Consider the following 6,623-nt stretch of genomic DNA (forward strand, 5'->3'; position numbering starts at 1 on the left):
GCGACACGATGCCAACGACACACAATCTGGGCTTCCCCCGTATTGGCGCGAAGCGCGAACTGAAATTCGCACTCGAGTCCTACTGGAAAGGCGAGTCCTCGCTCGGCGAACTGAAAGCGCTGGGCGCCCAATTGCGCCAGCGCCACTGGGCACACCAGGCGGACCTGGGTCTGGCTGCCGTGGGCGATTTCGCCTTCTACGACCAGGTGCTGGACATGAGCTTCACCCTGGGCAATCTGCCGGAACGCGTGCAGGGCTTCCACGGCGATAAGCTCGACAACTACTTTCGCGTTGCCCGCGGCCGTTCGGCCAAGGGCGCCGAGGACCATAGCGCATGCTGCGGCGGCGTCGCTGCCGGCGAGATGACCAAGTGGTTCGACACGAACTATCACTACATCGTCCCCGAATTCAGCGCCAGCACCGAATTCAAGCTCGATTCGTCGCGTCTGCTGGAACAACTGGCCGAGGCCAAGGCACAAGGCGTCAAGGCCAAGCCGGTGATCGTCGGCCCCGTGACCTATCTGGCGCTCGGCAAGGCCAAGGACGACTCCGGCAAGCTGGCTCTGCTGCCGCGCATCTTGCCGGTCTACGCAGAACTGCTGGCCACGCTGGCAGCGCAAGGCGTTGTGTGGGTCCAGATCGACGAGCCGATCCTCGTGACCGAACTGTCCGCTGAATGGCAGCAAGCCTACGTCACCGCGTACGACGCGCTGGCGAACAGCAAGGTGAAGCTGTTGCTGGCGACGTACTTCGGCCAGTTGCTCGACAACCTGTCGCTCGCGTGCAAACTGCCGGTGCAAGGCCTGCATCTGGATGCGATCAATGCCCGCGCTGAAGTCGCTGCGGTGATTGCACAATTGCCGCAGGACCGCGTGCTGTCGCTCGGCGTGATCAACGGCCGCAACATCTGGAAGACGGACCTCAACGGCGTGCTGGGCTGGCTCGAGCCGGTCGCGAAACAACTGGGCGAGCGCCTCTGGATCGCACCGTCGTGCTCGCTGCTGCATGTGCCGGTGGATCTGGACAGCGAACGGAAGCTGGATGCGGAAGTCCGCTCGTGGCTCGCCTTCGCGCTGCAAAAGCTGGGCGAACTGAAGGTGCTGGCGAGCGCCCTGAACAACGGCCGCGACGCTGTCAAGGCAGAGCTGGCCGCTAACGGTACCGCGATTGCCGCCCGCCGTGCGTCGTCGCGCGTGAACAACCCGACGGTCAAGGCTGCCCTCGCGAAGATCAGCCCGGCCCTGGGTCAACGCAAGAGCGCCTATCCGGCGCGTGCCGACAAACAGGCGGCACTGCTGAAGCTGCCGGCTTACCCGACGACGACCATCGGTTCGTTCCCGCAGACCGGCGAGATCCGCCATGCGCGCAGCCAGTTCAAGAGCGGTGCGCTGGACGAAGCCGGTTACAGGACCGCGATGCGCGCCGAGATCGAACGCAGCGTGCGCGAGCAGGAAGCGCTGGGTCTGGACGTGCTGGTGCACGGTGAAGCCGAGCGTAACGACATGGTCGAATACTTCGGCGAACAGCTCGATGGCTACGCCTTCAGCCAGTTCGGCTGGGTGCAGTCGTATGGCTCGCGTTGCGTGAAGCCGCCTATCCTGTTCGGCGACATCAGCCGCCCGAAGGCCATGACCGTCGAATGGATCAAGTACGCCCAGTCGCTCAGCAACAAGCCGATGAAGGGCATGTTGACCGGTCCGGTCACGATTCTGAACTGGTCCTTCGTGCGTGACGACCAACCGCGTTCGGTGTCGTGCTACCAACTGGCACTGGCGATCCGCGAAGAAGTGCTGGAACTCGAGAAGTCCGGCGTGCGCGTTATCCAGATCGACGAAGCCGCCTTGCGCGAAGGTCTGCCGCTGCGCAAGTCGCAATGGCAGGAGTACCTGGACTGGGCAGTGACGTCGTTCCGTATCACCGCCAATGGCGTGGATGACGAAACGCAGATCCACACGCATATGTGCTATTCGGAGTTCAACGACATCATCGCGTCGATCGCCGACATGGACGCCGACGTGATCACCATCGAGACCTCGCGCTCGGATATGGAATTGCTGGACGCGTTCGACAACTTCAACTACCCGAACGAAATCGGCCCGGGCGTGTACGACATTCACTCGCCGAACATCCCGACCGAAGAGCACATCGTTCAGTTGATGAAGAAGGCCGCTGAACGCATTCCGGCGCAGCGCCTGTGGGTGAACCCGGACTGCGGCCTGAAGACGCGTCAGTGGGAAGAAGTCATTCCGGCACTGACCAACATGGTGGCGGCTGCCAGGACGCTGCGCGCTTCCGCCTAAGGCGCACGCGCCTCGCGCGGTGCGTGACGCCTAGTCCAGCGCGCGGCTACGCGTTACGCACCGTCACGCTTACGCAGCAGATACGTGTCCATGATCCAGCCATGGGTGCGGCGAGCCTCGGCCCTGACGCGTTCGATGTCATCCATGACGTCTCGCAGCTTTCCCGAGATGAGAATTTCGTCGGGGGTTCCCACGTACGCCCCCCAATAGATGTCCAGATCTTCATCCGCGAGGTGCCGGTAGGCATTCTGCGAGTCCAGCATCACGACGACGCTGTCAACGTTGCTCGGAAACCCTTCGGCAATCCCCCGGCCATTCGTGATCTCGATCGAGCGGCCGATGAGATTCAAGGGCACCCGGTGCCGGGCCGCCAGCGCCTGAACACTGCTGATGCCCGGAATGACCTCGTAGTCGAAATCATGCTTTCCGCCTTGCGCGATGGCCTCGAGGATCCGTATCGTGCTGTCGTAAAGCGATGGGTCGCCCCATACCAGGAACGCGCCGCACTCGCCGTCGCCCAGTTCATCTGAAATGAGCCGTTCAAATACGCTTTGCTTATCGCGGTTCAGATCTTCGACGGCTGACAGATAATCGGTGACGTCACGCCTGCGTTCAGGACTCGTCGCCTCGACGATCCGATAGCCATCATCCTTCACATAGCGCTCGATGATGTCCTTGCGAAGCGCGACCAGCTTCTCCTTCGCAATCCCCTTGTCCATCACGAAGAACACGTCGACCTCGTTAAGCGCATTGATTGCCTGAACGGTGAGGTACTCCGGGTTCCCTGCGCCGATCCCGATGATCAGAATTCTCTTCATCCTGCACACTCCTGGTTACTTGATGCCGGTGTTCAATCGCTCTCGGACAGCAGTTCGATGCCGTCCAGTTGCGCCGCGCAAATGTCGCGGACGATCCGGACGAAATCATCAAAATAGGGGCGACCCGCAATGCCTTTTGGCGCGATCGCATAGAGTTCGCTCCACAGCCCGCCCGTGCCAACGCGTTTGGCGACCACATAGTCATGGTCGACATAGTTCTTGACGCCCCAGTTCGGCAATGCCGCGATGCCCCGGCGGCTCGCCACGAGTTGCATGATGGCAATGGTCAACTCCGCCGTGCGCCGCTCGAGCTTGATGCCGGACGGCTCCAGCACCTCGCGAATCAGGTCGATGCGTGCCTCCGGCACCGGATAGGTAATCAGCGTCTCACCGCGCAACTCCTCCGGCGCGACACGGCGCTTGCTCCGCAGACGATGCTCATTGGCCATCACCACCTGAATTTCAAAGCGGAACAGCGGCGCGATATGCAGATTGCGCCGGGTGGACGGCTTTGAGCCGATGACGACGTCCGCCTTGCCATCGTTCAACAGCCTCATCGGGTCGGCATGAAAGCCGGCGACCAGATCGACTTCCACCTCCGGCCAACGGCGGCGAAACTCATCCATCACCGGCATGAGCCAGTCGAAACAGGTATGGCACTCAAGCACGATCCGAAGCTCGCCCCGTACATCGCCCTTGAGCCGGACCAGATCCCGCTCAGCTGCCGCGACCGCCGCGATCGATTCACGCGCGAGCACCAATAGCCGCTCGCCCGCCGCCGTAAAACGCAGGCCCTGGCGGGTCCGCTCGAACAGGGAAACCTCGTAATGGGCCTCCATATCGCGGATCTGGTGCGAAAGCGCGGACTGGCTCAGATTGACACGCTCAGCGGCGGCGACCAGCTTGCCGGATTCGGCGATGGCGACGAGCGAACGAAGATGGCGCAGTTCAAGCATGGCGGGGCCGGCGCAGAGAGGCAGGCTGAAAAGCAGGTTGAAAAGCGGGCTGAAAAGCGGCGAGGAAAACGGGGTGAATGGTTTTGATATGAATGTGGCTCATACGGTAATGAAAACATGTCGCTTGTTGAATCATAGCGTGACTCTCACACTGCGGGCTATTCAAGCAAGGATTGTCCATGGCCCGCACCCACATCTCTGGTTTTCCGCGCATCGGCGCGCAACGCGAACTGAAGTTCGCACAGGAATCGTTCTGGCGCGGAGAGTCCGACGATGCGTACCTCAAGGGCATCGCGAAAGAACTGCGCGTCCGGCACTGGGAATTGCAACGCGCGGCGAAGCTGGATTTCGTCGCCGTGGGCGACTTCGCTTACTACGACCAGATGCTGAACCTGAGCGCGCTGCTCGGCGCGCTGCCGGAGCGCTTCGGATTCGAGCCGGCGCGGCTTTCGCTGACGCAGTACTACGAACTCGCGCGCGGCAACAAAGCCCAGCCGGCCATGGAAATGACCAAGTGGTTCGACACCAACTACCACTATCTGGTGCCGGAACTGGGACCCGAAACGACCTTCAATGGCGGAGTCGACTGGTTCCTTGACGAAATCGACGAAGCCCTCGCGTTGAATCTGCCGGTCAAGCCGGTGTTGATCGGGCCGATCACCTACTTGTGGCTGTCCAAGAGTCCTGTTGCTGGCTTTGACCGTCTGTCGCTGCTGCCGAAGCTCGTGATCCGCTACATGCGCATTCTCGACACGCTCAAACAACGCGGCATCGAATGGGTTCAACTCGACGAGCCGGCCTTGTGCCTCGACCTCGACAAGGAATGGCTCGAGGCATTCTCGGCGGCGTACGACGTGTTGGGGGTCTCGGGCGTCAAGGTTTTGCTAGGGACCTATTTCGACACGGCGGCCGATCGCGCGCCGCTGGTGTCGCAACTGCCCGTGCACGGCGTCCACATCGATCTGATCAGGGCCCCGCAACAACTCGACGCATGGCGCACCGCGCTGCCTGCCGACAAAGTGTTGTCGGCCGGTGTGATCGACGGCCGGAACATCTGGCGCGCGGATCTGGGCGACATCGTCGGCTCGCTGGATGCCCTGCACGCGGAACGCGGTGAGCGCCTCTGGATTGCACCGTCATGCTCGCTCCTGCACGTGCCGGTCACGCTAGCCTCTGAAACGAGACTCGGCGCCGAGCTTAAATCATGGCTCGCCTTTGCGACCGAGAAACTCGACGAGCTGAGCACGATCGCGCTCGCGCTCCGCGACCCGGTTGCCGCTGAGCCAGCGCTCGCTGCCGCCGATGCCGCGCTCGACGCACGACGTGCCTCAGGCGCCGTCATAAATGTCCTCGTTCAACGAAAGGTGGCGAGCATCACCGATGCGATGGCGAGCCGCAAGAGCCCCTTCACGGTCCGCAGCAGTGTGCAGCGGCACTCACTGAAGCTGCCCCTGCTACCGACCACCACGATCGGCTCGTTTCCGCAAACACCGGCTATCCGGCAGGCTCGCGCGGCGTACAAGCGGGGCGAAATGCGAGCGCTCGATTACCTCGAACGGATGCGCGCCGAAACGGCCAGCGTGATCCGCAAGCAGGAAGAACTCGGACTCGATGTGCTCGTGCATGGTGAAGTGGAGCGCAACGACATGGTCGAATTTTTTGCCGATAAGCTCTGGGGCTTCGCGTTCACGGAAAACGGCTGGGTCCAGAACTACGGCTCGCAGTGCGTCAAACCGCCGATCATCTACGGCGACGTCTATCGGCCCGAACCCATGATGGTGGACGCCGCCTGCCACGCGCAGTCTCTGACTGAGCGCCTGGTGAAAGGGGTGTTGACCGGACCGGTGACGATGCTCGAGTGGTCTTTTGTTCGCGATGACCAGCCCCGCTCGACCACCGCGCTGCAGTTGGCGCTCGTGATTCGCGACGAGGTGATCGACCTTGAAAAAGCCGGCATCCGGATCATCCAGATCGACGAACCGGCCTTCCGCGAAGGCTTGCCATTGCGCCAGCAAGACTGGCCGGCGTATCTGGATTGGGCGACGCGCGCGTTCAGGATTGCCGCGGGCGGCGTGTCCGACGCCACGCAGATTCATACGCACATGTGCTATTCCGAGTTCAACGACATTCTGCCTGCGATCGCCGATCTGGACGCCGACGTCATCACGATCGAAACCTCGCGCTCTTCGATGGAACTGCTCGACGGTTTTGTCGAGTTCGCCTACCCGAATGGCATTGGACCGGGCGTGTACGACACCCATTCGCCGCGCGTGCCGAGTGCCGATGCGATGCAGCAGTTGCTCGAGCGCGCCTGCGAAGTGGTGCCGGCCGAACGGCTTTGGGTCAATCCCGACTGCGGCTTGAAGACACGCGGCTGGCCCGAGACGGAAGCCGCGTTGAGCAATATGGTTCAGGCCGCGAAGACGTTGCGTGAGAAACTTACTGAAAGCATTCAGTAGTACCCCATCAATGCCTTAGGTGATAGAAACAACAAACCCGCAATAATAATGATAAGCAGCGCACCGTAAGCGCGGTGGTGGGTTGACGGC

The 6,623-nt window shown here is 61.8% G+C and carries 4 protein-coding genes; 2 read left to right on the forward strand and 2 right to left on the reverse strand.

Annotation, left to right across the window (positions count from 1 at the left end; translation table 11 throughout):
* The first annotated feature begins 8 nt into the window (after window positions 1-8).
* Window positions 9-2,300 (forward strand): 5-methyltetrahydropteroyltriglutamate--homocysteine S-methyltransferase, encoded by a 2,292-nt coding sequence (gene metE, locus PQQ96_RS19830; RefSeq protein WP_408295360.1) that lies wholly within the window; start codon window positions 9-11, stop codon window positions 2,298-2,300.
* Window positions 2,301-2,353: 53 nt separating this feature from the next.
* On the opposite strand, the gene cobF is transcribed toward metE (PQQ96_RS19830), so the two are convergent.
* Both cobF and PQQ96_RS19840 read right to left on the reverse strand, forming a co-directional pair.
* Complete coding sequence (gene cobF / locus PQQ96_RS19835) at window positions 2,354-3,118, reverse strand: precorrin-6A synthase (deacetylating) (protein WP_408295363.1); 765 nt, start codon at window positions 3,116-3,118, stop codon at window positions 2,354-2,356.
* Window positions 3,119-3,150: 32 nt separating this feature from the next.
* Window positions 3,151-4,074, reverse strand: coding sequence for a LysR family transcriptional regulator (locus PQQ96_RS19840; RefSeq protein ID WP_408295366.1), 924 nt, complete (start codon window positions 4,072-4,074; stop codon window positions 3,151-3,153).
* 179 nt (window positions 4,075-4,253) lie between these two features.
* On the opposite strand from PQQ96_RS19840, the gene metE (PQQ96_RS19845) reads away from it, so the two are divergent.
* On the forward strand, window positions 4,254-6,533 hold the full coding sequence (gene metE / locus PQQ96_RS19845) for a 5-methyltetrahydropteroyltriglutamate--homocysteine S-methyltransferase (RefSeq protein WP_408295369.1): 2,280 nt from the start codon (window positions 4,254-4,256) through the stop codon (window positions 6,531-6,533).
* Window positions 6,534-6,623 lie beyond the last annotated feature (90 nt).

The sequence above is a fragment of the Paraburkholderia sediminicola genome, from assembly GCF_046027825.1.
Classification (GTDB): domain Bacteria; phylum Pseudomonadota; class Gammaproteobacteria; order Burkholderiales; family Burkholderiaceae; genus Paraburkholderia; species Paraburkholderia sediminicola_D.

Coding starts and splice junctions, on each gene's coding strand:
- metE (WP_408295360.1), top strand. CDS start 9: ATGCCAACGACACACAATCTGGGCTTCCCCCGTATTGGCGCGAAGCGC.
- cobF (WP_408295363.1), bottom strand. CDS start 3,118: ATGAAGAGAATTCTGATCATCGGGATCGGCGCAGGGAACCCGGAGTAC.
- PQQ96_RS19840 (WP_408295366.1), bottom strand. CDS start 4,074: ATGCTTGAACTGCGCCATCTTCGTTCGCTCGTCGCCATCGCCGAATCC.
- metE (WP_408295369.1), top strand. CDS start 4,254: ATGGCCCGCACCCACATCTCTGGTTTTCCGCGCATCGGCGCGCAACGC.